1 protein-coding gene is annotated in these 1,626 nt (G+C 63.1%); it reads right to left on the reverse strand.

Going from position 1 to position 1,626, the window contains the following annotated elements; genetic code table 11:
• Positions 1-210: 210 nt before the first annotated feature.
• Positions 211-1,626: aspartate--tRNA ligase (gene aspS / locus AC2VNK_RS03520; protein WP_486882814.1), on the reverse strand; the 1,416-nt coding region annotated here is incomplete at its 5' end.

A 1,626-nucleotide genomic window follows, 5' to 3' on the forward strand; every position in this document is an offset into this window, starting at 1 on the left:
GATAGTGATGGCCGAGAATGACCGCACGTTTGCCCAGCGCGGCCTTGGCCCGCCGAATCCGCGCGTCGAGCTCCAACCCATCACTGCGCCGGAGTCCCTGAACCATCACCGTTTCCACACCCATAACTGACCCTCTCAGGCGCTATTGCGCGTGCATAACTGCTCGATTACGTTACGAAGTCGCCATCCGTTCGTCAAGCTATACCCGTCTCAGGGGTTCTGTACCCCGGCTCCGACTCCGGGACGCAGGCGGATGCCCAGTTCCTGAAGCTGCTTGTCGGCCACCGTACCGGGGGCTTCGGTGAGCAGGCAACCGGCCTTTTGCGTCTTGGGGAAGGCGATCACGTCACGGATGGTGTCGGCGCCGCACATGAGCATCACCAGGCGATCCAGCCCGAAAGCCAGACCGCCGTGGGGTGGGGCCCCATAATGGAGGGCGTCGAGCAGGAAGCCGAACTTGTCCCGCGCCTCTTCCGCACCGATACCGAGGGCGGCGAAGACCTTTTCCTGTACCGCCTCCTGATGGATGCGGATGCTGCCGCCGCCAATTTCGTTGCCGTTGAGCACCAGGTCGTAGGCCCGCGCCAGGGCGTTGCCAGGATCCTGGCTGAGGGTTTCCAGGTGTTCCGTCTGCGGCGCGGTAAAGGGGTGATGGGTGGAAGTCCAGCGGTCTTCCTTGTCGTCATAGTCGAACATGGGGAAATCGGTGATCCAGACCGGGCACCATTCGCCTTCCAGCAAGCCCAGATCGGCGGCCACACGGTTGCGCAGATTGCCGAGGGCTTCGTTGACGATTTTGGCCGTATCGGCGCCGAAAAAGAGGATGTCGCCCGCCGCCGCGCCGCAACGCCGGAGGATTTCCCGCAAGACGTTTTCCGGCAGGAACTTGACGATGGGGGATTGCAGACCTTCGTTACCCTGATCCAGGGCATTCACCTTGATCCAGGCCAGACCCTTGGCACCGTAGATGGCGGTGAACTGGGTGTAGGCATCGATCTGCGCCCGGCTGAGCTGGGCGCCACCGGGTACCCGCAGGCAGGCCACCCGCCCATGCGGACGTTCGGCGGCTTCGCGGAACACTTTGAAGTCCACAGCGCGCATGAGGTCGGTGAGCTCGGTCAGCTCCAGCGGATTGCGCAGATCGGGGCGATCGACGCCGAAACGATGCATGGCGTCCCGGTACGTCATCCGCGGAAAGGGATCGGGAAACTGCACGCCCAACACCTCGGCAAACAGCCCGCGAATCATCGGCTCGGCAATCCCCATGACGGCCTCTTCATCGACAAACGAGGCCTCGATATCAATTTGGGTGAACTCCGGCTGACGATCGGCCCGTAGGTCTTCGTCGCGGAAGCACTTGGTGACCTGGTAATAGCGGTCCAGTCCCGCCACCATCAGAAGCTGCTTGAAGAGTTGCGGACTCTGGGGCAGCGCGAAAAAGTGTCCCGGCTGGGTGCGCGACGGCACCAGATAGTCACGAGCGCCTTCGGGGGTGGAGCGGGTGAGGACGGGGGTTTCCACGTCGATAAAGCCGGCACCGTCCAGATAGCTGCGCACAAAGCGGGTGACCTGATGGCGCAGGCGCAGGCGATGGAGCATTTCCGGGCGGCGCAGGTCGAGATAGCG

This window comes from Acidithiobacillus sp. TH-A35 (assembly GCF_057473505.1).